The following is a 25,101-nucleotide window of genomic DNA, read 5'->3' on the forward strand; positions in this document are numbered from 1 at the left end:
ACCCTTGCCGATCGGGGCGGAACAGGTGTGTGCTGTGTCACATGACGCAGACGCTGCAATCCACCACCACCACCCCGTCGCCGGCGGAACGCATCGACGCGTGGCTCGCCGACTTCGAGGCCGCCCTGGCTGTGCGTGATATCGAGCGGGTCATCGCCAAGTTCGCCGTCGACAGCTTCTGGCGTGACCTCGTCTCCTTCACGTGGAACATCAAGACACTCGAGGGCCGCGACGACATCGCCGACATGCTGACCGCCCGGCTGGCCGAGACCGACCCGTCCGGGTTCCGGACCCGGGAGACACCGACCGATGACGGCGGCGGGGTGGTATCGGCGTTCATCGAGTTCGAGACGGCCGTCGGCCGCGGCATCGGCCACCTGCGTCTGAAGGGCACTGCGGACGGAGCTCAGGAAAACGCACAAAAAGACGAGGCCTGGACGCTGTTGACGGCGATGCAGGAACTGAAGGGACACGAGGAGCCCAAAGGCGCGACCCGAGTGCTCGGCGCGGTCCACGGCGACGATCCCGACACCCGGTCGTGGGCCGAGAAGCGCGCCGACGAGGAGGCCGCGCTCGGTCGCACCACGCAGCCGTACGCGCTGGTGGTCGGCGGCGGCCAGGGCGGCATCGCACTGGGCGCCCGGCTGCGCCAACTCGGTGTGCCCGCCATCGTCGTCGACCGGCACGAGCGGCCGGGAGACCAGTGGCGCAAGCGCTACAAGTCGCTCTGCCTGCACGACCCGGTCTGGTATGACCACCTGCCGTACATGCCGTTCCCGCAGAACTGGCCGGTGTTCGCGCCGAAGGACAAGATCGGCGACTGGCTGGAGTTCTACACCAAGGTGATGGAGATCCCGTACTGGTCGAGGACCACCTGCCTGTCGGCGTCGTTCGACGAGGCCGAGAAGCGGTGGACCGTCGAGCTGGACCGGGACGGCGAGCAACTCACCCTGCACCCGACCCAGCTGATCCTGGCCACCGGCATGTCGGGCAAGCCGAGTGTGCCCACTTTGCCTGGGCAGGATATCTTCGCCGGCGACCAGCATCACTCGTCGGCACATCCCGGTCCCGATCGCTACGCCGGCAAGCGGGCCGTGGTGATCGGGTCCAACAACTCGGCGCACGATATCTGCAAGGCGCTGCAGGAGAACGGCGTCGACGTGACGATGGTGCAGCGGTCATCAACCCACATCGTCAGATCGGATTCGCTGATGGATCTGGGACTGGGTGATCTCTATTCCGAACGCGCGGTGGCGGCGGGGATGACGACGGAGAAGGCCGACCTGACGTTCGCCTCGTTGCCGTACCGCATCATGCACGAGTTCCAGACCCCGATCTACAACGCCATCCGGGAACGCGACAAGGACTTCTACGAGCGGCTCACCGCGGCCGGCTTCGAGCTGGACTGGGGTGATGACGAGTCGGGACTGTTCATGAAGTACCTACGCCGCGGGTCGGGCTACTACATCGACGTCGGGGCTTGTGACCTCGTCGCCGACGGCAGGATCAAGCTCGCGCACGGGCAGGTCGACCGGCTGACCGAGGACTCGGTGGTGCTCGCCGACGGCACAGAGCTGCCCGCCGACCTGGTGGTGTACGCGACGGGCTACGGGTCGATGAACGGCTGGGCCGCCGATCTGATCGGCCAGGACGTCGCCGACAAGGTGGGCAAGGTGTGGGGCCTCGGCTCCGGTACCACCAAGGACCCCGGGCCGTGGGAGGGCGAACAGCGCAACATGTGGAAGCCCACCCAGCAGGAGAATCTGTGGTTCCACGGCGGCAACCTGCATCAGTCGCGGCACTACTCGCTGTATCTGGCGTTGCAGATCAAGGCACGCGCCGAGGGCCTGCCCACTCCGGTCTACGGCCTCGGCGAGGTACACCACCTGAGTTGAGCGCAGCGTCTACGGCCAGAATGGCTGGCGTGGACGATGAGCGCTCGCGCGAAGAGCAGACTGGCACAGATCCGTATCTCTGGCTCGAGGATGTCACCGGCGACGACGCACTGGAGTGGGTCCGCAGGCACAACGAACCGACCGTCTCGGAGCTGGCGGGCGACCGATTCGAGCAGATGCGCACCGAAGCGCTCGAGGTGCTCGACACCGACGCCAGGATCCCTTACGTGCGGCGGCGGGGCGAGTATCTGTACAACTTCTGGCGGGACGCGGCCAACCCGCGCGGGCTGTGGCGGCGCACGACGCTGGCGAGCTACCGGTCTGAACAACCGGACTGGGACGTCGTCATCGACATCGACGAACTGGCGCGCGCGGACGATACGAACTGGGTGTGGGCCGGCGCCGATGTCATCGAGCCCGATCTCGACCTGGCGTTGATCAGCCTGTCGCGGGGCGGCTCGGACGCCGCCGTTGTCCGCGAATTCGACATGCGCACACGCGAATTCGTGATCGACGGCTTCGAGTTGCCCGAGGCCAAGACGCAGATCACCTGGGAAGACCGGAACACCGTCCTGGTGGGAACCGACTTCGGGGAAGGTTCGCTGACCGACTCCGGCTATCCACGGTTGGTCAAGCGCTGGCGGCGCGGACAGCCGCTCGAGGCGGCCGAGACGCTGTTCAGCGGCGCGCCGACGGACGTCATCGTGGCCGCAGGGGTGGACCGCACACCCGGATTCGAACGCACCACAGTGACTCGCGCCGTCGACTTCTTCAACGACGAGAGCTACGAACTGCGCGGCGGCGAGTTGATCCGCATCGACGCGCCGACCGACGCTACGGTCTCCGTCCACCGCAACTGGCTGCTGATCGAACTGCGCACCGACTGGTTCACCGGCGGCGTCGAGTTCCCCGCCGGCGCATTGCTGGCCGCCGACTACGACGAGTTCCTCGCCGGAACAGCGCGACTGCAGGTCGTCTTCCGGCCCGACGAGCACACCTGCCTGAACCACTACGCCTGGACTCGCGACAGGCTGATGCTCGTCACGCTGGCCGATGTCGCCAGCCGCGTGCAGGTGCTGACGCCGGGCACCTGGGAGGCCGAACCGATTGCGGCCGTGCCGGAGAACACCAACACGGTGATCGTCGCCACCGATCATCTGGGCGACGAGATCTTCCTGGATTCCAGCGGTTTCGACACCCCGTCACGGCTGCTCCACGGCAAGGCCGGCGGCGAACTCACCGAGATCAAGCGGGCGCCGTCGTTTTTCGACGCGGCCGATCTGGCGGTCGTTCAGCATTTCGCCACGTCGGACGACGGCACCGCGATTCCCTACTTCGTCGTCGGCCACCGCCACAACATGTCACCCGGGCCGACGTTGCTGGGCGGGTACGGCGGTTTCGAGGTGGCCCGCACACCGGGATACGAAGGTGTGCTCGGTCGGCTGTGGCTGGCCCGCGGCGGCACGTACGTGTTGGCCAATATCCGGGGAGGCGGCGAGTACGGGCCGACGTGGCATACCCAGGCGATGCGCGAGGGCAGGCACCTGGTTGCCGAGGACTTCGCCGCTGTGGCACAGGATCTGGTGAAACGCGGCATCACCACCGTCGAGCAACTGGGCGCACAGGGCGGCAGCAACGGCGGCCTGCTGATGGGCATCATGCTGACGCAGTACCCGGAGTTGTTCGGCGCGCTGGTGTGCAGTGTGCCGCTGCTGGACATGCGCCGGTTCCATCTGCTGCTGGCCGGCGCGTCGTGGGTTGCCGAGTACGGCGACCCGGACGACCCGGAGGACTGGGAGTTCATCTCCAAATACTCGCCGTACCAGAATGTTTCAGCGGACCGCAAGTATCCGCCGGTGCTGGTCACCACCTCGACCCGGGACGACCGGGTGCATCCGGGCCACGCCCGCAAGATGACCGCGGCGCTGGAGGAGGCGAACCAACCGGTTCAGTACTACGAGAACATCGAGGGTGGCCACGCCGGGGCGGCCGACAACGCCCAGACCGCGTTCCGGTCCGCGTTGATCTACGAGTTCCTGCACCGCACCCTCGACGGGTGACGCGACGTGTAACTTCGCCGCCTATCTCAACGCGATGTCGGTAAGCACGCCGATCATTGGGCGGATCGGTGCGCCGGTGGTCGCGGCCGCCACACCGGGCAGACTGGAATCCATGCCGACAACGTTCGAGACGCTGCTCTACACCACCGAACCGCCCGTTGCCACCATCACCCTGAACCGGCCGGAGCACCTCAACACCATCGTGCCGCCGATGCCCGACGAGATCGAGGCCGCGATCGGGCTGGCCGAACGCGATCCGGCCATCAAGGTGATCGTGCTGCGCGGTGCGGGCCGGTCCTTCTCGGGGGGCTACGACTTCGGCGGCGGCTTCCAGCACTGGGGCGACTCGATGAACACCGGCGGACGCTGGGATCCCGGCAAGGACTTCGCGATGGTCAGTGCCAGGGAGACCGGCCCGACCCAGAAGTTCATGGCGATCTGGCGTGCGTCCAAGCCCGTCATCGCCCAGGTGCACGGCTGGTGTGTCGGCGGCGCAAGCGATTACGCGCTGTGCGCAGATCTGGTGATTGCCAGTGACGACGCGGTCATCGGCACGCCGTACGCCCGGATGTGGGGGGCTTACCTGACCGGCATGTGGCTCTACCGGCTGTCCCTGGCCAAGGTGAAGTGGCATTCGTTGACCGGCGAACCGCTGACCGGAAAGGAAGCCGCCGCAGTCGAACTCATCAACGAGTCCGTCCCGTTCGAGAACCTGCAGGCCCGGGTCGGGGAAGTCGCCGCGAAGCTCGCCGAGATTCCGCTGTCCCAACTGCAGGCGCAGAAACTCATCGTGAACCAGGCGTACGAGAACATGGGCCTGTCCTCCACGCAGACACTCGGCGGCATCCTCGACGGACTGATGCGCAACACCCCGGAGGCACTCGAGTTCATCGACACGGCCGCCGACGACGGGGTACGCGCAGCGATCGAGCGCCGCGACGGACCGGGGCGACTACAGCCAGGCGCCGGCCGACAGACGGCCGAACCCCGAGCACATCATCGAGCCGTAACCATGGCGGTTGGCTCAGGCCGCCTCGCGATGTGACCCGGTGGCGGCGTGCCGGCCGCCCCGGTGCGTGCCTCGGGGTGCGCGCTCACGTTGTCCCGGACTCCTTCTTTGCGCGCGACCCGCTGCGTCGCGGCCGGCTTTCCGGGCGGCTTCGTCGCCCGTCTCCAGGGCTTCGTCGGTGACGTCGTCGCATGGGGCCGGACGGCGTCGTCAACGGTCTCATCGGCCTTGATCGTCGTGTCGGCCGCCCTCACCGCCGGCGCAATCGGAGTGACCTGGTTCGGGATCACGCCGCGCACGGCGTCGACGACATCGCGGGTCACCGCGACCGGGAACGTGACGGCCGCCTTGGTGACGTCGACGATGCCCTCCCGGACTGCGCCGGCGATCCTCGCCGGGTCCCCCGTGGCCAGGGCCTGGCGCAGGTTGAAGATCGCAGTTTGCGGCGCCACCAAGTTTCGGAAATCGACGAACAGCTCGGTCGGCAGTGCCGGATTCGGATTCACCGCGATCCCGTCCCAGCTCCGCAGCGTCCAACCGTCTGTCGGGTTGCCGGTGACGACCGCGACCGCCGTGTTCCCCAGCGGATGGATGAGGATCAGCAGCGGATCCGGGTTGTTCACGTTCATCATCGTCCAGGTCGAGATGGTCAGGCCGTGCGAGAACGCCACCGGGTTGATGTCGCCGCTGTCATGGATCGTCTGGATGGCGGTGTCGGTCCGCGCCTCGAACTCGCTGCCGTCGTAATCGGTGGAGCCGGGGATCGGCACGAAGCGCAACCCCAGCGTCCAGGCGATCGCGGGAAGGCATAGAGGATCCGCTGAAGACCCGAATTCTGAGGTGCCCCTTCGTAGCTGCCCGCATTGATCTCCCGAAGGCCGGGCAGCACATCTACCGGAAGCCCGGTCGCGGTGACGAACGGGTCCGCCGTCTGCCGGGTCCGGATCATGGTCGACACGTAGATCCCGTCATACGGAGTCCCGGTCGTGGTGAGTGCGTCGGCCACGTCCAGCGCCTTCTGCCGGCCGATCGCGGTCAGATCGGGACCAGACACCCGCGTGTCGATCGCGCCGTCCGCGTTGGCCTGCGATTCCCCGTGGCGGACAAACGTCAAGGTGATCGAACCGGCCGCCCACGCGGTGAAGGGCGCCGTGATGAAAAGAACGGCGGCCAACACGCACGCGGCCGCGGCGCGGGCAAATCCTCGCTTCGGCATAGCGACTCCTTTGTTCACCGAGCCGGGACGTATCACTCCCGCCGGCGCAGACCACCCAACATCGACACCAGGATGCCGAACACCACCAAGCCGCCGCCCGCCGCGAGCGTGAGGTTCAGCCACTGATGCAGACTGCCCTCCGCCTGGTTGGCCATCACATCGGCGACCTGCCGGATGTCGCCCTGCGTCCGGTCCAGTGCAGTGTCGATGTAGCGCCGCGCCACCTCGAGCCCGGCCCATCCCGCGGCGCCGACCAGCAGCGCCGACACACCAAGCGCCGCAAGCGCTTTGCCGCGAGCCCGGGCAGCAGCCAGCATCAGCAACGCGAATACCCCGGTGAGGATGCCGGCACCGATACTGGCCCAGGGTCCCCACGTCGCCACCTGACGCAGCTGGCCGGGGCGCATCGACTCCGAGACGGTCACGGGAACCGTCAACGAGTCCGGCACCTCGACGTTGAAGTTGGCCAGCGTCTGCTTGAACGATGTGTCCGACAGCATCGGCGCGAGGTCGACCATCCACCGCCCCTGCGAGTCCTGCGAGGTGGTGTCGGTGAACATCCACCGGTGCACGACATCGTTGGCCCGCGCGAATTGGCCGGGGAACGCCGCGCTGGCGGTGTAGGCGGCGGCGACACCGCCGACCAGACCGGGGTCGACGTCGTACCCCTGATCGGACAGCATTGCCGATACCTGCGTGGCGAGCTCTTCGGCCATCGCCTGCTGCAGCGCGGGGTCCTTGGCCGCCGACGCGGCGAACGCCGCGTACCCGCCTGCGTCCACCACGTTTCGCTGGGCCCAGATGGCCGGGACCGCCACCGCCAGGAGGACCGTCGTGACGAGCCACAGGAACAGGGTCGCCACAAAGCGCACGCGCGTCCTCCTTGCCTGAACGCCGCGGCGATCAGTCGGCCAGCGCGCGTCCGACGATGAGGGGATCGGGTCGGCCGACCACCTCATGGTCCTTGTTGTCGTAGTCGAACTTACTCAGCACGTGGCGCATCGCGTTGACTCGGGCGCGCTTCTTGTCGTTGCTCTTGACCACGGTCCACGGTGCGATTTCGGTGTCGGTCCAGGCGAACATGTCCTCCTTGGCCGCGGTGTAGTCCTCCCACTTGTCCAGCGAGGCGAGGTCGGTGGGCGAGAGCTTCCACTGCCGCACCGGATCGACCTGCCGGATGGTGAACCGGGTGCGCTGCTCGGACTGAGTCACCGAGAACCACAGCTTGGTCAGGCTGATGCCGTCGTTGACCAGCATCTGCTCGAACAGCGGGACCTGCCGGATGAACTCGGCATGCTGTTTGGCATTGCAGAAGCCCATCACCCGCTCGACGCCTGCACGGTTGTACCAGGAGCGGTCGAACAGCACCATCTCGCCCGCCGCGGGCAGATGGTTGACGTAGCGCTGGAAGTACCACTGGGTGCGTTCGCGCTCGGTCGGCTTCTCCAACGCAACGACGCGTGCCCCGCGCGGATTGAGGTGTTCCATGAACCGCTTGATCGTTCCGCCCTTGCCCGCGGCATCACGGCCCTCGAAGACGATGACATGCCGGCGCCCGTTGGCCTGGCTCCACTTCTGCAGCTTCAGCAGTTCGATCTGCAGCAGCCGCTTCTGCTCCTCGTACTCACTGCGCTTCATGCGTTCGTCGTACGGGTAGCTTTCGCGCCACGTGTCGACTTCGGTGCCGTCCGGTTGACATACCAGGACCGGGTCGTCGTCATCGTCATCGCGAACTGTGTAGCCCTCGGCTCCGTCAAGCATCGTCACCGACAAAAGGTATCGACGCGGGTGTACGTGCGGGTGACGGGACGGTGAACGGCGGGTACGTTACTTGGCGGCGCGACGCGGCGTGACCAGCGCCAATTTGGTCATCAGCTTGTTCATCCGCTTGAGCGCCTTGAGCGAGTTGTTGTAGTAGTTGCCGCCGGCGCCCACGTGGGTGCGTGGAGCCACCACCGCCTCCTGGCGGCAGAACTTGCGCAGCCCCTCGGCACCGCCGAACCGCGCGCCGATACCCGAGGTCTTCCAGCCGCCCATGGGCGCCGTGGTGCACATCAGATTGGAGATCACGTCGTTGATGTTCACCGCACCGCAATCCAGCTGCACTGCAACGGCTTTGGCGCGCTCGATGTCCTTGGAGAACACCGATGCCGACAGCCCGTACGGGCTGTCGTTGGCCAGCCGGATGGCCTCGTCGACGCTGGACACCTTCATGATCGGCAGAGTGGGGCCGAAGGTCTCCTCCGTCATGCAGTCCATCGAGTGGTCGACGTCGACGAGCACCGTCGGCGGATAGAAGCTGCCGGTGCCGGTGGTGCGCTGTCCGCCCGTCAGCGCCCGCGCGCCGGCGGCCAGCGCCTCGCGGACATGGCGTTCCGTCACCGCGACCTGACTCTCGTCGATCAACGCACCGAAGTCGTAGCCGTCGCCGGCCCCCATCTTGAGCTTCTCGACGTCGCGGACCACGGCCGCGACGAACCGGTCGTAGACGGCCTCCAGCGCATACACCCGTTCGACCGACACACACGTCTGCCCGGCGTTGAACATCGCACCCCACACCGCGGCGTGCGCGGCCTGATCGACGTCGGCGTCGTCCAGCACGATCATCGGGTCCTTGCCGCCGAGTTCCAGGCTGATCGGGGTGAGCCGGCGCGCGGCCCGTTCCATGACCTTCGCACCGGTCGCGCTCGAGCCGGTGAACTGGATGTAATCCGAGTTGTCCACCACGGCCTCGACGGCCTCGCGGGCGCCCTGGACGACCGCCATCACATCGGGCGCGCCCGAATCCTGCCAACCGCGAAGCAGGAGTTCGGCGGTCAGCGGCGTGCGCTCGGACGGTTTGAGCAGCACCGCGCAGCCGGCGGCCAGCGCGGGGATGCCGTCCATCAACAGATTGGCGACCGGGTAGTTCCACGGCGCGATGATGCCGACCACAGGACGCGGCCGGTAGTGCACCTCGACCTTCTTGATCGCCAGGAACGGCAACGACGCCGGACGCGATTCGGGGGCGAGCGCCTGCTCCATCGTCTTGATGTAGTACGAGGCGATCATGATCAGCAGCGGCACCTCCTGCGCCGCGTCGGTGGCGGACTTGCCGGTCTCCTTGACCAGCAACGCCTCGATCTCGTCGCGATGCTCACCCATCCACACCGCGTAACGGGCCAGCACCTTGGCCCGGCCCTTGGCGCCGCGCGCCTCCCAACCGCGCTGGGCCTCCCTCAAGCCCGCCACGATGCGGGGTACGTCGGCGGGGTCGGTCCACCGCACGTGGCCAGCCGCTGCGCCCGTCGCCGGGTTGGTGATCGTGGTGTCGGGCGAGGCAACTTCTGGCGACGCTGTCATGTGGCCATGGTAACCACTCGGTGTGACGCAGATCGCCCCGGGTTGACACCTGTCAAGTTCGTTGCGGTGCGCGTCCTGATGCGAGGGCCGCGCCGCACAGTAGCGCGGTGCCGAGCAGCAGGGCCCCGACGGTGTCGGTGAAGTAGTGGTAGGTGACCCCTTGCCCGACCATGCCGAGCGCGCACACCGCGGCGGCGACGAGCACCACCCACAGCGCGCCTCCGGCACCCAACACCACCAGCCCCATGATCACGACCAGCGCCGTGGTGTGACCGCTCGGATAAGCGAGCACACCGCCGCTGCGCCGGCCGAACAGCCGCTTCACCAATTGCACCAGCGCGACGGCGATCACCGGCGTGGCGGCCGCGACCAGCGTGAGGCGCCACCGCCGCCGATACGCCGCGACCGCTACGCACCCCGCCCACACGATGGCTTGCACGTGTGGGTCGGTGACGAACAGCAGCCACTTCGCGGGGCCGTGTCCGAACCGATGAAACCAGTCGTCGATCGGGGTCGAGCGCTTACCGACCACCCATCCGAGCAGCGCCATCACGGCCAACGCGACCGGCGGCCACAGAAGGATCGCCCGGCCCCCGATCGGGTCCGCCACGGTCAGCCCGCGATACCCCGCACATAAGCGGCCTGCCCCAGGTGCTGGGCGCAGTCGTCGATGATGCTCACCAGCCGTGCGCTCGCGGTGACCGCCGGGGTCCAGCGGGTGTCGACGACGCGGCTCAGTTCGTCGGGGGTGACGGATGCGATGTACTCCAGCGTCGCCTTGTGCACGGCGTGGTAGTAGCCGGCCAACAGATCGGCCGACGCGCGGACCTTGCCCACGTCGTTGGCGTCGTGGCCGTAGCCGCTGTCATTGCTCGGGAGATCGAGCCCGAACCGGTCCACCCAGCCGTCGCGCGACCAGACTTGCTCGACGCCGGCAATATCGCTGAGCTGGAGATCCTGGACGCGGGCGCTGTGCCAGACCAGCCAACCGATGCTGTTGGCGGCGGCGGTGGGGCGGAAGAACGCGACCTCGTCGGTCAAGCCGTCGGTCAACTCCTCGACATGCTCGATGAGCCTGGTGAACGAGTCGCGGAGCAGCTCACGGACCGCTGCAGCATCGGTATCAGCCATGCCTCGACGCTACCTGTGGCGGTTCAGCCCTCCGGCTGCGCGCGGTGGTAGACCGCCTCGATGTTGTTTCCGTCGGGATCGCGGACGAAGGCGCCGAAGTAGCCGGGGTGGTATTCCGGCCACAGCCGCGGCGCGTGCAGCGACTCGGCGCCCAGTTCCACTGCGGCGTCGTAGAAGGCACGGACGGCGTCGGTGTCGGCGGCGTCGAACGCCACGTGGACCTCCCGGTTGGGCCCCGCCGCGTCACCCGCGCTCATGTCGGCGATCCAGAAGTCGGGTTTGCCGTCTCTCCCGTATCCGATGGCGACCCGGTAATCCAGCTGCCGGGTATAGCCGAGCACCCCGAGCACGGTGTCGTAGAACGTCTTCGATCTGTCCCAGTCCGCACAGTTGATTCCCAGGTGGGCGATCACGGGCTCATCCTGGCATGGGCCGGAGCCACCGTCGTACATTCAGCTGATGGCGTACGAGTTGATCATCCGCAACGGCATCATCGTCGACGGCCTCGGCGGCGAGCCCTTCGTCGGCGATGTCGCGGTGTCGGACGGGGTGGTCAGCAAGGTCACCGCCGGTGACGCGGTCGACGGGTCGGCGACGCGCGAGATCGACGCGACGGGACTGCTGGTCACGCCGGGCTTCGTCGACCTTCACACCCACTACGACGGGCAGGCCATCTGGTCCGAGCGCATGACGCCGTCCTCGGCGCACGGCGTCACCACGGCGGTGATGGGCAACTGCGGTGTCGGTTTCGCGCCGTGCCGCGCCGCGGATCACGACGTGCTCGTCGACGTGATGGCCGGTGTGGAGGACATCCCCGGCGTGGTGATGGTCGACGGGCTGCCGTGGAACTGGGAGACCTTCCCCGAATTCCTCGACGTGCTCGACGCAGGCAAGCGCGACATTGACGTGGCCGCGTTCCTGCCGCACTCCCCGCTGCGGGTCTACGTGATGGGCCGGCGCGGCGTCGACCGCGAACCCGCCACACCCGAGGACCTGTCGCACATGCGCAAGCTGGCCGCCGAGGCGGTGCAGGCGGGCGCACTCGGGTTCGCGTCGTCGCGGCTGACCATCCACAAGACCGAGAGCGGCCGGCCGATACCGAGTTACGACGCGGGCCACGACGAAATCGGAGCCATCGCCCGAGGTGTCCAGGACGCCGGCGGTGGGCTGATCCAGTTCGTGCCCGACCTCGTCGCCGGGGACTACGAACCCGCGCTGCAGACGGTGTTCGACGTGGCCGCCGAGGTCGGGCTGCCGGTCACCTTCACGCTGGCGATCGGCAACGCGGGCCCGGCGTTCTTCGAAGACGCGATGAAGATGGTGGAGACGGCGAATGACAATGCCGGCGCGGACGGTCCGTCGGTCACGGCGCAGATCTTCCCGCGGCCGATCGGTCTGGTGATCGGCCTCGAGCTGTCGGGCAACCCGTTCGTGATGTATCCGAGCTATCGCGAGATCGCCCATCTGCCGCTGGCCGAGCGGGTCGCCGAGATGCGCAAAATCGAAGTGCGCCAACGTATCCTGAACGACAAACCGGCATCGGACGGCCATCCGCTGATGTTCGCGGTGCAGGCGTTCAACTGGATCTTCCCCCTGGGCGATCCGCCCGACTACGAACCCGATCGGTCGGACAGCATCGCGGCGCGCGCCGAGGCGCGCGGCGTGAGCGCACTGGAAGAGGCCTACGACCGACTGCTCGACGACGACGGCCACGCCATGCTGCTCGTCACACTGGCCAACTTCCGCGATGGCTCACTGGACACGGTGGCCGAACTGGTGCGCCGCGACGATGTCGTGCTCGGCCTCGGCGACGGCGGGGCTCACTACGGAATGATCTGTGACGCAAGCTTTCCCACCTACATGCTGACGCACTGGGTGCGCGACAGGGCGACCGGACGGCTCGGCGTCGCAGAGGCGGTGCGCGAACTGACGTCGGTACCCGCGCGGGTGGCGGGGCTGGCTGACCGCGGCAGAATTGCGGTGGGCTACAAGGCCGATCTGAACGTGATCGACCATGGGGCGCTGCGACTGCACAAGCCGACGGTGGCCTACGACCTGCCCGCGGGCGGGCGCCGACTGGACCAGACCGCGGACGGCTACGTCGCCACGGTGGTGTCCGGCCAGGTGATCTCCGAGAACGGCACACCCACCGACGCGCGTCCGGGCAAGCTGATCCGCGGCCGCCAACCCACGCCGGCCTAGAGGAGCATCGTGACCGACCACAGTGAACTCTCGGAGATTGAGATGAGGGTCAGGGCACTGGAATCGATCCTGACCGAGAAGGGATACCTCGATCCGGCGGCGGTCGACGCCATCACCGAGACCTACGAGACGCGGATCGGGCCGCGCAACGGCGCCACGGTGGTTGCCAAGGCGTGGCTGGACGACGGCTTCGCCGAATGGCTGCGAACCGACAGCACCGCGGCCGTGCGGTCGCTCGGCTTCCATGGCCGCGGTGGCGAACACGTTCGCGCCGTGGCGAATACGCCGACCGAGCACAACGTGGTGGTGTGCACCCTGTGCTCCTGCTATCCGTGGCCCCTGCTCGGCCTGCCGCCGGTGTGGTACAAATCCGCCCCGTACCGGTCGCGGGTGGTCATCGACCCGCGCGGCGTGCTGGCCGACTTCGGTGTGACACTTGCCCCCGACACCCGCATCCGGGTCTGGGATTCGACGTCGGAGATGCGCTATCTGGTGGTGCCCATGCGGCCCGCCGGCACCGACGGCTGGACGGAGCAACAGCTGGCCGAACTGGTCACCCGGGACTCCATGATCGGTACCGGATTCGCCCTCGAACCCGATCAGGTGGCCTCCCCATGAACGGTGTGCACGATATGGGCGGCCTGATGAATTTCGGTCCCGTCGACGAGGAGCCGAACGAGCCGCCCTTCCATGCCGACTGGGAGAGACGTGCGTTCGGCATTGTCGTCGCCATGGGCGCCACCCGCGAATGGACCGGTGACGGAGGCCGATTCGCGCGCGAATCGATCCCGCCGGCCCGCTACCTGTCGTCGAGCTACTACGAGATCTGGTTCGAGGGACTACAGAGGCTGCTCCTGCAGACGGGCCTCGTCACCGCGGATGAGCTCGCCGCCGGCCGGGCACTGGAGGCCGCCAAGCCGGTTGCGCGTGTGCTGGCGGCCGATGAGGTGCCATCGGTGTTGGCGACCGGTTCCCCCTTCAGTCGCGCGATCGACACCGCCGCGCGTTTCGCTGTCGGCGACGCCGTGCTGACCCGGAACATCAACCCGACGGGCCATACCCGGCTGCCGCGCTACGCGCGTGCGAAACGCGGTGTGGTGGAACGTATCCACGGTGCACACGTGCTGCCGGATTCGAATGCCCACGGCGACGGCGAGTCACCGCAGTGGCTGTACACCGTGGTCTTCACCGGAACCGAACTGTGGGGCGAGGACGCCGACCCCACGCTCGTATCGTCGATCGACGCCTGGGAGAGCTACCTTGAACCGGCCTGACGACGCAGAGCCGGTATTCGAGGCGCCATGGCAGGCCCAGGCATTCGCGATGAAGGAGAGTCTGCAGGACCGCGGCCTGTTCTCGTCGTCCGAGTGGGCTGTGGCGCTGGGTGCCGAGATCAAGCGGGCGCAGGCCGGCGGCGATCCCGACGACGGCTCCACGTACTACCGGCACTGGCTCGCCGCCCTCGAGCGACTGATCGTCGACAAGGGCGTGTCCACCACCGCCCACCTCGACGGCCGCCGCGCCGCCTGGGGCCGCGCCGCCCACGCGACGCCGCACGGTCTGCCGATCACGCTCGACAACAATCCGCTCGCCGATCGGCCGGATACCACGGAGGCGTGTTGATGGCCGATCCGTACATCGGGAGTCTCAGATCTGCGCCGGCGTCAGACCCGAGATGAGGTGAAGGCCTGCCTGCACTCCTATGCCGGCGCGGTCACCGGGTGCGATATCGCTCGAACGTAGCGCACGAGACGTTCGATCCTCGCGGCATGAGTGTCAGAGTCGATCCGGACCAGCTGGGCGGCGCGCTGGACCCGGTCTGCCGATCACCCGCACGGTCGCCACTGGTGACACCGCTCACCGCCAAAACAATCCTGCGCCCAATAGTTTGGTCTCCGGGCTTGAGCTGACCGGCAATCGATTCGTGTTCTACCCGGGCTGTCAGGACATCGCCGACCTGCCGCTGGCAGAACCTGTCGCCGAGTTGAGCAACCCGGGGTTCGCGCCCGCATCGTGGCCGACGAGCCTGCGGCGGGCTGACATCCGCTGTTGTATCTGGCGCAGGCGTGGGCCCGCACCAACCTGATCGGTTGCGGGTTGCAGACGGCGACGTCAGTCCCTGGGAAACTTCACACTCAGCAGACAGGGCCCCTCGGCAGTCGTATGGATTCGCACCCGCAAGCTACCGAGGGGCCCTGCCCCCATCGCTGACCTACGAAGTGATCACCCAACCGGAGCAGTCCAGACCCATCGTCGAGATGCGCTGTTACACAAGAATGATTGCCGGGTGGACGCGGTCGGTGGCGGAGAAGCCGCGAGCTCCGATGAGGCGAGTTCGTCGGCAAATATCTTTCGGCGAACCCGCATTTCGTTATTCACGACGGAGCCGACCAGGCAAGCGGGAAACGCTGTGCCCGCACCAACCTCAAGGTGCACACATCTGCGCAGCAACCGCCCTGCCGGGTAGCGGCCACACACGAAAATCCCGAACCTGGAAATTCCATGTCGCCTGTCACGGCGGCCGCGCGTGGCCCCCGCAGGTCCTTGTAATCACCCGGTCTCAGCATTCAGGCCCGGTGCCGCAGGACCACATCCGGGCGTGCGGGGCCCTGATTTCACAGGGGCCTATCCTCGACTCATGAGCGTGAGAGTGGATCTGGACCAGCTGGCCGGCGCGCTGGACGATTTCACATTCGCCTATCTGATCACTGTCGACGACGACTTTCATGCGCACACGGTCGCGGTCGAACCGGTGCTTGCCGAGGGGGTGATCGACGTCGGACCCATCGGCAACAGCACCCGCAGGAACGTCTCCGACCACGTCGACGTCACCCTGGTCTGGCCACCGCGCGAACCCGGCGGCTACACGCTGATCGTGGACGGCCGCGGCGAGCCCGGCGATTCCGCGCTGCACATCGTGCCGAGGCGCGCGGTGTTGCACCGCAAGGCGGAGGCTGATTCCCCCGCACACGCCACCGGCTGCCTGCACGACTGCGTACCCATCGAAGCGAGCTGAGCTTCACACCCAACCGTCTCGCCGAGAGGGAAGCCCAGGGTGCTGAGCGCGCCAATCAGCAACCTCGAATTCCATTTCGCACGCTATGCGGCGCCTGACGCGTCGCTCGAATCCGAGTTGTCCGCACCGCCGGTTTCACCGGCCGGCGACCCGGTCGGATCAGTGGTGCCGCCTGCCGATTGGTCGTTGCTGCCCGGAGTCGTCACACTCGTGCCATTCCCATTGCCATTGCCGCCGTCCTTGTCCTCGGCGGCATCGGCGTTCTCGGCCTTGTGACCCTTGACCTCGCTGCCGAACTTGTCGCCCGGGTGGACCTTGTTGCCCGACTTCACCGTGTTCCTCACCGGCTCATCCGCCTTGAGCTCGGAGACGTCCGTGTCGGCTGCGGGCGTCGCATCGGGATCGACGTCACCGGCGACGGCCGGAGCAGAGTCCTTTGGCGTGCCCGAAGGTGTGTGCTCCGTCGAGTCCAGTTCCTCGAACTTCTTCTCGACGGGATCAGCGCTCGACAACGTGCTGGCACCGGCGACCTGCGCACCCGGGGTGGCCGACGGGAATGGGGTCGGCGAGATCGGCGTCGGGAGCTGCGCTAGCAGGTTGTTGATGTTGTTGGAGATGGCCGCGACGATGTTGGTCGCCTGCTCGCCGATCGGCCCCGGAAGGGTGGTGAATGGTTGGGAAGCGTAATGCAGCAGGTCCCCGAACAGGCCACCGTCCGGAATGTCCGGCGACAGCAGCCCGTACGCCAGATTGCTCACCAGGCCGGGAATGTCGTTAGGATTCTGCAGCGCCGACTCGAACGTCGCCTCCACATCTGCAGGCAGATAACCCAGGTAGTACGTGGTGCTGTACAGCATCCACACGGGGGCGATCACGGCGGAGTTGACGGCAACGACCGTGCGGCCGATGTCGGTGGCCCAGAACTCCAGCGCACCCAGCTCTCCGAGTCCCGGGTCGGGCAGCCCGGCGAGGGCGTTGTTGATCGCGTCGGCGATCTGGTTGACGGTGTTGATGATCGAGCCGCTGTCCACCCCGTTCGGCCCAAGCGGGTACGGCAGCAGGGCCGCCAGCGGCTCAATCGAGAAGTTCTTGATTTCCTTCGGATACGAGTACCACGGGTAGTTGTCGGACGGGTTGGCGTACCGCTGTACCAACCAGGACAGCAGGGTCGGGCCCAGCGACGCGTTCTGCGCGGCGACGGTAAAGGCGGTCAGGGCATCGAACGGCAGCGACGACGAGGCATCGTTCGCGAGTGCCACGCCGGAGGCGACGCCGTTGATGGCATCACCCAGTCCGTAGAGTGCGTCGGTGATCACCGACGCACTCGCCACGTCGATGTCTAGCACCGGAAGGTCGCGATTCTCCGCCACCCCGACCAGCGAGGCCGCCGAGACCACGCCGGCAGCCATCAACGCGGCGGCGAACTTTGTCCGCGGACGAACAGAAAAAGCGTTCATATGATTCCCCTTGGAATCCAGCGGTCCCCTACCGAAAGCGAAGTATAGGACTCCTTTTGACGCATGAATCAATAATGGGAAACCTCATCGCCGACAAGGAACTCGCGGCCGCTGAGCCCGCAGTCAGCAACCCCGAATTACATTTCGCCGCAGAGACACGAAAAAGCCCGGCCTGCCGAAGCAGACCGGGCCTTCCCGTTGGACAGACTTAGAAGTCCATGCCGCCCATGCCACCGGTCGGGTCGCCCGCGGGTGCGGACGCCTTCTCCGGCTTGTCGGCGACGACGGCCTCGGTGGTCAGGAACAGCGCCGCGATGGACGCCGCGTTCTGCAGCGCCGAACGCGTCACCTTCACCGGGTCGGCAACGCCGGCCTTGAGCAGGTCCTCGTACTCACCGGTTGCGGCGTTCAGGCCGGTTCCGGCGGGCGAGTTGCGGACCTTCTCGGCCACCACACCCGGCTCCAGACCACCGTTGAAGGCGATCTGCTTCAGCGGGGCCTCGAGCGCGACGCGCACGATGTTCGCGCCGGTCGCCTCGTCACCGGTGAGCTTCAGCTCCTCGAGCGACGGAGCCGACTGCAGCAGGGCGACGCCACCACCGGCGACGATGCCCTCCTCGACGGCGGCCTTCGCGTTGCGAACGGCGTCCTCGATGCGGTGCTTGCGCTCCTTGAGCTCCACCTCGGTGGCGGCTCCGGCCTTGATCACCGCAACACCGCCGGCCAGCTTGGCCAGGCGCTCCTGCAGCTTCTCGCGGTCGTAGTCGGAGTCGCTGTTCTCGATCTCGGCGCGGATCTGGGCCACCCGGCCCGAGATCGCATCGGAGTCGCCGGCGCCCTCGACGAGAGTGGTCTCGTCCTTGGTCACGACGACCTTGCGGGCCTGACCGAGCAGCGAGACATCCGCGGTCTCCAGCGAGAGGCCGACCTCTTCGCTGATGACCTGGCCACCGGTGAGGATCGCGATGTCCTGCAGCATCGCCTTGCGGCGGTCACCGAAGCCCGGGGCCTTGACGGCGACGGACTTGAAGGTGCCGCGGATCTTGTTGACGACGAGCGTGGACAGCGCCTCGCCCTCGACGTCCTCAGCGATGATCAGCAGCGGCTTGCCGGACTGGATGACCTTCTCCAGCAGCGGAAGCAGATCCTTGACGGTCGACACCTTCGAAGAGACGAGCAGGATGTAGGGATCCTCGAGGACCGCTTCCTGACGCTCCGGGTCGGTGACGAAGTAACCCGAGATGTAGCCCTTGTCGAAGCGCATGCCCTCGGTCAGCTCGAGCTGCAGACCGAAGGTGTTGGACTCCTCGACGGTGATGACACCCTCGTTGCCGACCTTGTCCATGGCCTCGGCGATCAGCTCGCCGATCTGGGTGTCGCCGGCCGAGATCGCGGCGGTGGCAGCGATCTGCTCCTTGGTCTCGACCTCTTTGGCCGACTTCAGCAGCGTCTCGGTGATCTTCTCGACGGCCTTCTCGATGCCACGCTTCAGGCCGAGCGGGTTGGCACCCGCCGCGACGTTGCGCAGACCCTCGCGCACGAGCGCCTGGGCCAGCACGGTGGCGGTGGTGGTGCCGTCGCCCGCGACGTCGTCGGTCTTCTTGGCGACTTCCTTGACCAGCTCAGCGCCGATCTTCTCGTACGGGTCCTCCAGCTCGATCTCCTTGGCGATGGACACGCCATCGTTGGTGATCGTGGGAGCGCCCCACTTCTTCTCCAGGACGACGTTGCGGCCCTTGGGTCCCAACGTCACCTTTACCGCGTCGGCGAGGCTGTTCAGGCCCCGCTCGAGGCCGCGACGGGCCTCTTCGTCATACGCAATTGTCTTGGCCATTGCGAAGTGTTTCCTCCGGATTTGGGGATGCACGTCTTATTGGTCGGGTGCAGTGCCCGCGACGGACGGCTGTGGGTGTGCTCCGCAGTGCGGCCCCTTGCCTCACCGTCCCGACCTAGCACTCACTGATCGAGAGTGCCAACTGCCTTTCTAGCACTCGACCAGGGCGAGTGCAAGGTCGAGCTGACTACCGCGTGACCGCGACCCCTTCGCGGATCAGAATGGCGCGGATCGCGTCGATTTCAGCGTCGTCCAGCGGCGACAACGGGTCGGCGCAGCGTGGTGTGTCGATCACTCCGCGCAGGTATTGGGCGGCCTTGAAGGCGCCCAGCGCTCCGGCGGTGAAGCCGATCCGGGACCGATCCGCGACGTCGATGATCGTGAAGACCCGCCGCAGCCGCTCCTGCTCGGCGGCGGCGCCGGTCCAGTCCCCTGCGCCGGCCGCCTTGCCGATCCGCACGTAGCCCGCGGGGTCGACGTTCGCCAGTCCCGGCACGGCGCCGTGGGCGCCCAGGTGCAGAGCGAGATCGGTGACCGTCTCGGATCCGGTGAACACCCGGAGCCCGGTGGCCGAGGTCGCCGACAGCAAGGCCCGGAACCCGTCGACGTCCCCGCTGGAGTCCTTCAGCGCGGCGATGGTCGCCTCCCGCGCGAGTTGTTCGACGGCGACCAGCGGCAGCGGGGAGTGCGTGGCGCTGGGAATGTCGTAGGCGATCACCGGCACATCGACCGCGTCGCGGAGTAACCGGAAGTGCCGGACCACTTCGTCGGGGTGGGGTGCGACGTAGAAGGGCGGCGTCGACACCACGGCGACCGCACCCGCCTTCACCGCCTCGCGTGCGTGGTCGATGACGCGCCAGGTGCCCGTGTCGATGACGCCGGCCAGCACTGGAACTTGGCCGGCCGCAGCCGCGGCGGCCACCCTGATCACCTTGGTGCGCTGGGTATCTGACAACAACGCCACCTCGCCGGAGGAACCGCAGACGAACAGTCCGTCGACGCCCGCCTCGAGCAGGAACGCGCACAGCCGATCGAGCGAGCGCTCGTCGACGTCACCTCCGGGGGTCAGCGGTGTGGTGAGCGGCGGGATCAACCCGGCGATGGATTCCGTGGTGGTCATGCGGCTCCTGTCATGGCGTCAGAGTGCCGGGGGGCGAACCGGCGCGGAATGTCGAACCCGACGAGAATCGCGACCAGCGCGGTGAAGCCCAGCGTCAACACCATCAGCGCGTTGCCCAGCCCGATCGAGGAGGCGATGGAGGCGCCGGCGATCGGGGCGATCGCGCCACCCAGCGCACCGATGTTGTAGCAGAAGCCAAGGCTGCTCGCGCGCAGGTTGATCGGGAAGTGGTCCGACAAGAACTTCGGCAGCAACCCGGAGATGCCCTGGCTGGTGAACTGCAGACCGAACAGCAGGACCCACAGCCACACGGCGTGCGCTCCGGTCATCGCGAACACGGGGACGACGAACAACAGCGAGATGACCAGACCCAGCACGTAGGTGCGCTGGGTGCCCAGCCTGTCGGCGACGACACCCGAAACCACCGACCCCGCCGCATAGCCGAGCCCCGCCCACAGCAGCACGTGAGCGACCTGCGCCGGATCGAAGTGCAGTTCGGTCTTCAGATAGGTGGGCAGCAGCGACTGGGTCGGCCAGGAGTACAGGAACGCCGAGAGCACGGTGACCATGAGCATGACGAACATCGGCGTCAGCTTTCCCGCGATCTGACGGGTCAGCGCGTAGAAGCAGGCGGCTGCGATGACGGCCAACGCCCACACCCACGGCCCGGTGATCACCCGGCCGAAGATCAGCACCAGGTCGGCGATCGCGACGACGGTGATCGCGATGTTCACCAGCCGTCGTTCAGGAGTGAACAACAGTTGGATGGCGGTGCGCTCGGTGACCGCTTCGCTCTTGTTGTCCTGCCATTCCTGCGCTTCCGGCAGGGAGCGCCGCATCCACCACGCGACCGCGGCGGGGAACAACCCGATGAAGAACATCCATCGCCATCCGAGATGCGGCACAACCAGCGGATACAACTGGCTGGCGAGCACCACGCCGATCGGGTACGCGGACAGTAGCGCGCCACTGGCCCGGTTCCGGAACCGCTTCGGCCACGACTCCATCGCGTAGGTCACGCTGGCGGCGTATTCACCGGCCATGCCGATGCCCACGATCGCGCGGAAGATGAACAGCGGCCAGTAGCCCCACGCGATGCCGCACAGAAGGCTGCCGACCGAGAAGCACAGGATGCTGATGACCATCGCGGACCGGCGGCCGAACCGGTCCCCGATGGCGCCGAGCAGCAGACCGCCGAACCACCGGGACACGAACGCCGCGCTGACCAACGTGGTGGCCTCGACCAGGCTGAGGCCGAATTCGTCGGCCACCTCGGTCAACACCAGCGTGATCAGCAGAAAGTCGAAACCGTCGAGCAAGTACCCGAGCCACGCGGCGAACAACTGTTTCCACTGCGTACGGGTCAGCGAGCGTTCCTCGGCAGCTGGCGATGTGGTCATGTCGACTCCCAGGACCTATGAGATATCAGATATGTGAGGTCAGGCCGACGTTACAACATGACGGATGTCACATCAAGGGGCCGACGACGACGCGTCGGCGTCGAGGCTGCGCTGAAGATCCTCGAAGTGCCGGGCCACCGCATCGGTCATCGCGGTGCGATCGCCCGAACGCAGGGCAGCGACAATCGCCGCATGATCCTCCGCGGTGGGTCGGCGCAGGTCGAGGACGATGTGGTCGGACGCCCGGCTGAAGATGGTCCAGAACACGTCGATCAGTTGCAGCACAAAGGGATTGGCGAGCGGTTCGAAGAGCGCCTGGTGAAACGCCTGGTCGACGTCGGCCGGCACGCGTCCGTTCTCGGCACGCGCGCGCATCTGGTCGACCAGGTCGTCCAGGCGCTCGAGGTCCGTCTCGGTGACGACCTTGGCCAACTCGCAGACGAGCCCTTCTTCCAGCGCCCGCCGCGCCTGCAGGAGTTGGCGCAGCGGGACATTGCTGGCCTGGAGGCCGTAGGGCAGATGTTCGATCAGCGGGCCGAACCCGAACGCCCCGACGAACAGGCCTTTGCCCCGACGCACCTCGACCACTCCGTGCGCCTCGAGCCGGCGGAGCGCCTCCCGCACCGAGGTCTTGCCGACATCGAGCAACGCGGCCAGTTCGCCCTCGGAGGGAAGTGCATCGCCCGGTTGCAGACCCCGATCGACGATGAAGTCCCGGATGGCGTCGCCGACCTCCCGTGAGAGAAGCGTGCGCATGTGCCCTCCTGACGGCGGCGGGAGTCTTCTCGGATATCTGTTAGGTTAGCCCGGCTGAATCATCGCGGCCGCAGGCCGTCCAGGATCACCTCCAGCAGCCGGTGCGCCGCCTCGGGCGTGTAGGCCTGCATCGCCTGACACCCCACCACGATGGCCTTGACGTCGCGGACGTCGACATCCGCCCGCACGGAGCCCGCCTTCTGAGCGGCCGCCAACAGGTCGCCGACCAGCCCCAGGAAGGCCGCTTCGGCATCGGGCACCGCTTCGTTGATATCGATCCCGACCCCGGCCAGCGCGTCGACGAGGCCGTGATCCGCCGCTCCCCACTGCAGCACCATCGACCGGATGAAGGTGAACAGCGCCCCACCCGGGTTCTGAGAGGACAACAGCGCGCGGCCGTCGTCGACGATGCTGCTGATCCGCTCCTCGACCACCGCGCGGAACAGATCTTCCTTGGTGGGGAAATGACGGTAGACGGTGCCTGCGCCGACGCCCGCCCGTCGGGCGATCTCGTCGATGGGCACGGAAAGCCCCTCGGCGGCGAACGTCTGGTAGGCGATCTCCAGCACGCGGGCGCGATTGCGCGCCGCGTCGGCGCGCAACGGCCGAGCGGACTGAGCCATCTCACACCACCTAGGAGTCGGCGGGAATAGAAAAGCGGGGCGCACGTTCCGTATAGTCGTGATCAAACGGAGCTTCCGCCCCGTTTAACCGATTGTAGGAGAATCCCATGACCAAGTGGACCACCGCCGACATTCCCGACCAGACCGGGCGCACCGCCATCATCACGGGCGCCAACACGGGCCTCGGGTATGAGACGGCCGCCGCGCTCGCGGCCAAGGGCGCGCACGTCGTACTCGCCGTCCGCAACCTCGACAAGGGCAAGGACGCCGCCACCCGCATCGCCGCCGGCGCCCCCGGCGCCACCGTGACGCTGCAGGAACTCGACCTCACTTCGCTGGAGTCCATCCGGGCAGCGGCAGACCAACTGCGCTCCCGGCACGACACCATCGATCTGCTGATCAACAACGCGGGCGTGATGTTCACGCCGAGGTCCACCACCAAGGACGGTTTTGAATTGCAGTTCGGCACCAACCATTTGGGCCACTTCGCGTTCACGGGCCTGCTGCTCGACCGCGTGGTGGCGGCCCCCGGTTCACGCGTGGTGACGGTCAGCAGCGTCGGCCATCGCTTCGCCCGCAACGGAATCCGTTTCGAGGATCTCCAATGGGAGCGCAGTTACAGCCGGACCGGTGCCTACGGGCAGGCCAAGTTGGCCAACCTGCTCTTCACCTACGAACTGCAGCGGCGCCTGACCGGCACGACCACCCTTGCCGCGGCCGCGCACCCCGGCGGGTCGCGCACCGAACTGACCCGCAATCTGCCGCCGCTGGTCGGTGCCGTGACGAGGCTGGTGGAACCGCTCTTCCAGGACGCCGACATGGGAGCGCTCCCGACCCTGCGCGCCGCCACCGACCCGAACGTTCTCGGCGGCCAGTACTACGGGCCCGACGGTTTCGCCGAGCAACGCGGCTATCCGCGGGTGGTCGCCTCCAGCACCGCCTCGCACGACGTCGCCGCGCAGAAGCGGCTGTGGACGGTGTCGGAGGAACTGACCGGCGTGACGTATCCCGTCGGCTTACTGTCGCACTGAGGCCTCATCACCGTCGACGCCGAACCATCCGGTCACGCAGCTGAGGATCGTTTTCCCACCACAGTCCTGACGTGGCTGCCGAGATCCCGTCGCGGTCAACGACGACCTCGCGTTGGGCGCGGTCGAGTTCGGCGTCGACGGTGACCGCCCTGGCGTGTTCGTCCGCTGAGAAGAAGCGCATCAAGACGATGCTGAATCCCACGCCGAGCACATCGCCGACAATCCAAAGGACGCCCGCGCCGATCGACTGATCGACACGTGGGCTCGGCCCCCAATGCCGGTCGATGCCTTGGTAGTAGGAGACGGCGATCAACGGCCCGAGCCACAACACGATGCCGAGCAGCCCGTCGCCCAGCGACTCGACGATGCTGATCACGAGTGAGATCAGCTGGGAGTAGCGGCGCGGCACGGGGTCGGTCTGCAACCGGGCGTAGAAGTACGCGAAACCCACGAGCAGCAACACCGCCCTCGTGATCGATGCCACCACCGGATACCGCAATGCGCCGAGATACCAGGGCGTCACGTACAGCAGCCACGGCGTCGCGAGCATCGCCACCGACGTCGCCGCGGGATGAGCCACCATGCGCGCCGCCCGGGAGGCCAGCACCCGGTCCAGCCGCGACCGGCCTACGGTTCCCGATGCGGCGCGCAAGACCGTGGCGGGCCGGCCGGCCGCGAGGAAGAACGGCACAACCATCAGCAGCAGCAGCACCTGAAGCGCGCGTACCCAGAACAGCACCCGGTCGTAGACGCCGATCACGCTCATGGTCGCGGCGATCAACAACACGACCCCGATCGCGAACGACCACGCGTGCTTGCGCGCGACGGTGTCGTCGCATCGCGCGGCACGACGCCACGCCCAGCCGTAGGCGCCCGTGAGCGCGACGGCCAACACGGCCGCCACGCTGTCCCACCGCCAGCTGGTGAGCGCGCTCGACCACATCAGCGGCGCACTCGCCGGATCCATGCCCGTACTATGCGGCGCCGACCTGTACCGGGCCTGTGGCTA

At 67.2% G+C, this 25,101-nt stretch carries 22 protein-coding genes and 1 pseudogene; 9 read left to right on the forward strand and 14 right to left on the reverse strand.

Features of this window, described 5'->3' with window-relative positions; genetic code table 11:
• Nucleotides 1–41: 41 nt before the first annotated feature.
• From ACVWWN_RS38600 to ACVWWN_RS38610, 3 genes and pseudogenes are all read left to right on the forward strand, one after another.
• Complete coding sequence (locus ACVWWN_RS38600; protein ID WP_457148575.1) at nucleotides 42–1,895, forward strand: flavin-containing monooxygenase; 1,854 nt, start codon at nucleotides 42–44, stop codon at nucleotides 1,893–1,895.
• A 20-nt stretch (nucleotides 1,896–1,915) separates the two neighbouring features.
• On the forward strand, nucleotides 1,916–3,955 hold the full coding sequence (locus ACVWWN_RS38605; RefSeq protein WP_457148576.1) for a prolyl oligopeptidase family serine peptidase: 2,040 nt from the start codon (nucleotides 1,916–1,918) through the stop codon (nucleotides 3,953–3,955).
• Between the two features lie 112 nt (nucleotides 3,956–4,067).
• A pseudogene (locus ACVWWN_RS38610) lies at nucleotides 4,068–4,965 on the forward strand (crotonase/enoyl-CoA hydratase family protein).
• Between the two features lie 648 nt (nucleotides 4,966–5,613).
• Here the strand turns inward: ACVWWN_RS38610 and ACVWWN_RS38615 are convergent.
• The 7 genes from ACVWWN_RS38615 to ACVWWN_RS38645 form a co-directional block, all read right to left on the reverse strand.
• Entirely contained in the window at nucleotides 5,614–6,180 is a 567-nt protein-coding gene (locus ACVWWN_RS38615) for a histidine phosphatase family protein (protein ID WP_457148577.1), read from the reverse strand.
• 32 nt (nucleotides 6,181–6,212) lie between these two features.
• The gene (locus ACVWWN_RS38620) at nucleotides 6,213–7,052 is read right to left on the reverse strand and encodes a hypothetical protein (protein ID WP_457148578.1); all 840 of its coding nucleotides are present in this window, start codon (nucleotides 7,050–7,052) and stop codon (nucleotides 6,213–6,215) included.
• A 31-nt stretch (nucleotides 7,053–7,083) separates the two neighbouring features.
• Nucleotides 7,084–7,941 carry a polyphosphate kinase 2 gene (ppk2, locus tag ACVWWN_RS38625; RefSeq protein ID WP_457149442.1) on the reverse strand — a complete coding sequence of 286 codons (858 nt, stop codon included), beginning with the start codon at nucleotides 7,939–7,941 and terminating at the stop codon, nucleotides 7,084–7,086.
• 66 nt (nucleotides 7,942–8,007) lie between these two features.
• Nucleotides 8,008–9,522 carry an aldehyde dehydrogenase family protein gene (locus ACVWWN_RS38630; protein WP_457148579.1) on the reverse strand — a complete coding sequence of 505 codons (1,515 nt, stop codon included), beginning with the start codon at nucleotides 9,520–9,522 and terminating at the stop codon, nucleotides 8,008–8,010.
• Nucleotides 9,523–9,574: 52 nt separating this feature from the next.
• The gene (locus tag ACVWWN_RS38635; RefSeq protein ID WP_457148580.1) at nucleotides 9,575–10,132 is read right to left on the reverse strand and encodes a PA-phosphatase; all 558 of its coding nucleotides are present in this window, start codon (nucleotides 10,130–10,132) and stop codon (nucleotides 9,575–9,577) included.
• Between the two features lie 2 nt (nucleotides 10,133–10,134).
• Nucleotides 10,135–10,653 (reverse strand): mycothiol transferase, encoded by a 519-nt coding sequence (locus tag ACVWWN_RS38640; RefSeq protein ID WP_457148581.1) that lies wholly within the window; start codon nucleotides 10,651–10,653, stop codon nucleotides 10,135–10,137.
• 23 nt (nucleotides 10,654–10,676) lie between these two features.
• On the reverse strand, nucleotides 10,677–11,066 hold the full coding sequence (locus tag ACVWWN_RS38645) for a VOC family protein (RefSeq protein WP_457148582.1): 390 nt from the start codon (nucleotides 11,064–11,066) through the stop codon (nucleotides 10,677–10,679).
• Nucleotides 11,067–11,112: 46 nt separating this feature from the next.
• On the opposite strand from ACVWWN_RS38645, the gene ACVWWN_RS38650 reads away from it, so the two are divergent.
• The 5 genes from ACVWWN_RS38650 (at nucleotide 11,113) to ACVWWN_RS38670 (ending at nucleotide 15,871) form a co-directional block, all read left to right on the forward strand.
• Nucleotides 11,113–12,855, forward strand: a complete 1,743-nt coding sequence (locus ACVWWN_RS38650; protein WP_457148583.1) for an N-acyl-D-amino-acid deacylase family protein — start codon at nucleotides 11,113–11,115, stop codon at nucleotides 12,853–12,855.
• Between the two features lie 9 nt (nucleotides 12,856–12,864).
• Nucleotides 12,865–13,473 carry a nitrile hydratase subunit alpha gene (gene nthA / locus ACVWWN_RS38655; protein WP_457148584.1) on the forward strand — a complete coding sequence of 203 codons (609 nt, stop codon included), beginning with the start codon at nucleotides 12,865–12,867 and terminating at the stop codon, nucleotides 13,471–13,473.
• Entirely contained in the window at nucleotides 13,470–14,129 is a 660-nt protein-coding gene (gene nthB / locus ACVWWN_RS38660; RefSeq protein ID WP_457148585.1) for a nitrile hydratase subunit beta, read from the forward strand. The genes nthA and nthB overlap by 4 nt, the downstream gene beginning before the upstream one ends.
• Nucleotides 14,116–14,478, forward strand: a complete 363-nt coding sequence (locus ACVWWN_RS38665) for a nitrile hydratase accessory protein (RefSeq protein ID WP_457148586.1) — start codon at nucleotides 14,116–14,118, stop codon at nucleotides 14,476–14,478. Before nthB ends, ACVWWN_RS38665 begins: the two co-directional genes overlap by 14 nt.
• Before the next feature lie 1,015 nt (nucleotides 14,479–15,493).
• Entirely contained in the window at nucleotides 15,494–15,871 is a 378-nt protein-coding gene (locus tag ACVWWN_RS38670) for a pyridoxamine 5'-phosphate oxidase family protein (protein WP_457148587.1), read from the forward strand.
• A gap of 83 nt (nucleotides 15,872–15,954) precedes the next feature.
• Here the strand turns inward: ACVWWN_RS38670 and ACVWWN_RS38675 are convergent, their stop codons facing one another.
• From ACVWWN_RS38675 to ACVWWN_RS38700, 6 genes are all read right to left on the reverse strand, one after another.
• Nucleotides 15,955–17,328 (reverse strand): hypothetical protein, encoded by a 1,374-nt coding sequence (locus ACVWWN_RS38675; protein ID WP_457148588.1) that lies wholly within the window; start codon nucleotides 17,326–17,328, stop codon nucleotides 15,955–15,957.
• A gap of 208 nt (nucleotides 17,329–17,536) precedes the next feature.
• The gene (gene groL, locus ACVWWN_RS38680; protein ID WP_457148589.1) at nucleotides 17,537–19,162 is read right to left on the reverse strand and encodes a chaperonin GroEL; all 1,626 of its coding nucleotides are present in this window, start codon (nucleotides 19,160–19,162) and stop codon (nucleotides 17,537–17,539) included.
• Between the two features lie 187 nt (nucleotides 19,163–19,349).
• The gene (locus ACVWWN_RS38685; protein WP_457148590.1) at nucleotides 19,350–20,282 is read right to left on the reverse strand and encodes a dihydrodipicolinate synthase family protein; all 933 of its coding nucleotides are present in this window, start codon (nucleotides 20,280–20,282) and stop codon (nucleotides 19,350–19,352) included.
• Entirely contained in the window at nucleotides 20,279–21,682 is a 1,404-nt protein-coding gene (locus ACVWWN_RS38690; RefSeq protein WP_457148591.1) for a sialate:H+ symport family MFS transporter, read from the reverse strand. The genes ACVWWN_RS38685 and ACVWWN_RS38690 overlap by 4 nt, the downstream gene beginning before the upstream one ends.
• A gap of 72 nt (nucleotides 21,683–21,754) precedes the next feature.
• Complete coding sequence (locus tag ACVWWN_RS38695) at nucleotides 21,755–22,438, reverse strand: FadR/GntR family transcriptional regulator (protein WP_457148592.1); 684 nt, start codon at nucleotides 22,436–22,438, stop codon at nucleotides 21,755–21,757.
• 59 nt (nucleotides 22,439–22,497) lie between these two features.
• Nucleotides 22,498–23,061, reverse strand: coding sequence for a TetR/AcrR family transcriptional regulator (locus ACVWWN_RS38700; protein ID WP_457148593.1), 564 nt, complete (start codon nucleotides 23,059–23,061; stop codon nucleotides 22,498–22,500).
• A gap of 107 nt (nucleotides 23,062–23,168) precedes the next feature.
• Here ACVWWN_RS38700 and ACVWWN_RS38705 point away from each other — a divergent pair, with 107 nt between their 5' ends.
• Nucleotides 23,169–24,092 (forward strand): SDR family NAD(P)-dependent oxidoreductase, encoded by a 924-nt coding sequence (locus ACVWWN_RS38705; protein ID WP_457148594.1) that lies wholly within the window; start codon nucleotides 23,169–23,171, stop codon nucleotides 24,090–24,092.
• 7 nt (nucleotides 24,093–24,099) lie between these two features.
• Here ACVWWN_RS38705 and ACVWWN_RS38710 read toward each other — a convergent pair whose 3' ends face one another.
• Nucleotides 24,100–25,059: a cytochrome c oxidase assembly protein gene (locus ACVWWN_RS38710; RefSeq protein ID WP_457148595.1), complete on the reverse strand. Its 960-nt coding sequence runs from the start codon at nucleotides 25,057–25,059 to the stop codon at nucleotides 24,100–24,102.
• Nucleotides 25,060–25,101: the final 42 nt, after the last annotated feature.

It is taken from the genome of Mycobacterium sp. URHB0021 (genome assembly GCF_054057895.1).

Excerpts from the sequence above, each read along its gene's own strand:
- ACVWWN_RS38600 (WP_457148575.1), top strand. The coding sequence starts at position 42 with ATGACGCAGACGCTGCAATCCACCACCACCACCCCGTCGCCGGCGGAA.
- ACVWWN_RS38605 (WP_457148576.1), top strand. The coding sequence starts at position 1,916 with ATGGCTGGCGTGGACGATGAGCGCTCGCGCGAAGAGCAGACTGGCACA.
- ACVWWN_RS38615 (WP_457148577.1), bottom strand. The coding sequence starts at position 6,180 with ATGCCGAAGCGAGGATTTGCCCGCGCCGCGGCCGCGTGCGTGTTGGCC.
- ppk2 (WP_457149442.1), bottom strand. The coding sequence starts at position 7,941 with ATGCTTGACGGAGCCGAGGGCTACACAGTTCGCGATGACGATGACGAC.
- ACVWWN_RS38630 (WP_457148579.1), bottom strand. The coding sequence starts at position 9,522 with ATGACAGCGTCGCCAGAAGTTGCCTCGCCCGACACCACGATCACCAAC.
- ACVWWN_RS38640 (WP_457148581.1), bottom strand. The coding sequence starts at position 10,653 with ATGGCTGATACCGATGCTGCAGCGGTCCGTGAGCTGCTCCGCGACTCG.
- ACVWWN_RS38650 (WP_457148583.1), top strand. The coding sequence starts at position 11,113 with ATGGCGTACGAGTTGATCATCCGCAACGGCATCATCGTCGACGGCCTC.
- nthB (WP_457148585.1), top strand. The coding sequence starts at position 13,470 with ATGAACGGTGTGCACGATATGGGCGGCCTGATGAATTTCGGTCCCGTC.
- ACVWWN_RS38670 (WP_457148587.1), top strand. The coding sequence starts at position 15,494 with ATGAGCGTGAGAGTGGATCTGGACCAGCTGGCCGGCGCGCTGGACGAT.
- ACVWWN_RS38675 (WP_457148588.1), bottom strand. The coding sequence starts at position 17,328 with ATGAACGCTTTTTCTGTTCGTCCGCGGACAAAGTTCGCCGCCGCGTTG.
- groL (WP_457148589.1), bottom strand. The coding sequence starts at position 19,162 with ATGGCCAAGACAATTGCGTATGACGAAGAGGCCCGTCGCGGCCTCGAG.
- ACVWWN_RS38685 (WP_457148590.1), bottom strand. The coding sequence starts at position 20,282 with ATGACCACCACGGAATCCATCGCCGGGTTGATCCCGCCGCTCACCACA.
- ACVWWN_RS38690 (WP_457148591.1), bottom strand. The coding sequence starts at position 21,682 with ATGACCACATCGCCAGCTGCCGAGGAACGCTCGCTGACCCGTACGCAG.
- ACVWWN_RS38695 (WP_457148592.1), bottom strand. The coding sequence starts at position 22,438 with ATGCGCACGCTTCTCTCACGGGAGGTCGGCGACGCCATCCGGGACTTC.
- ACVWWN_RS38700 (WP_457148593.1), bottom strand. The coding sequence starts at position 23,061 with ATGGCTCAGTCCGCTCGGCCGTTGCGCGCCGACGCGGCGCGCAATCGC.
- ACVWWN_RS38705 (WP_457148594.1), top strand. The coding sequence starts at position 23,169 with ATGACCAAGTGGACCACCGCCGACATTCCCGACCAGACCGGGCGCACC.
- ACVWWN_RS38710 (WP_457148595.1), bottom strand. The coding sequence starts at position 25,059 with ATGGATCCGGCGAGTGCGCCGCTGATGTGGTCGAGCGCGCTCACCAGC.